Origin of the sequence: Caballeronia sp. ATUFL_M2_KS44 (genome assembly GCF_023630965.1) — a bacterium.
Lineage (GTDB): Bacteria > Pseudomonadota > Gammaproteobacteria > Burkholderiales > Burkholderiaceae > Caballeronia > Caballeronia concitans.
Map to the genome: position 1 here is coordinate 1 of NZ_JALQEA010000042.1, position 256 is coordinate 256.

A 256-nucleotide genomic window follows, 5' to 3' on the forward strand; every position below is an offset into this window, starting at 1 on the left:
GTCGCGCCGCTCGGCGCGTTGTCATCGCTCTTTCTGATGTCCGGCCTGCCCGCCGATACGTGGATACGGCTCATCGTCTGGATGGCGATCGGCGTCGTCATTTACTTCGGCTACGGCATACGTCATAGCAGGCTGCGCAATCAGCGAGAAGCCGCGCCGCGTCGCCCCGCTCGCGGATGACATTCGAAGGGCCGCTCGAATCGCGGCCCTTGCTTCATTCCGACGCGCGTTTCGATTCGTGTTCGCGCGCTTCTTC

At 63.3% G+C, this 256-nt stretch carries 1 protein-coding gene; it reads left to right on the plus strand.

What is annotated here, in order from left to right; genetic code table 11:
• Nucleotides 1–180, plus strand: a 180-nt coding sequence (locus NCR39_RS19225) for an amino acid permease C-terminal domain-containing protein (protein WP_284507287.1), incomplete at its 5' end; no start/stop codon positions are given.
• Nucleotides 181–256: the final 76 nt, after the last annotated feature.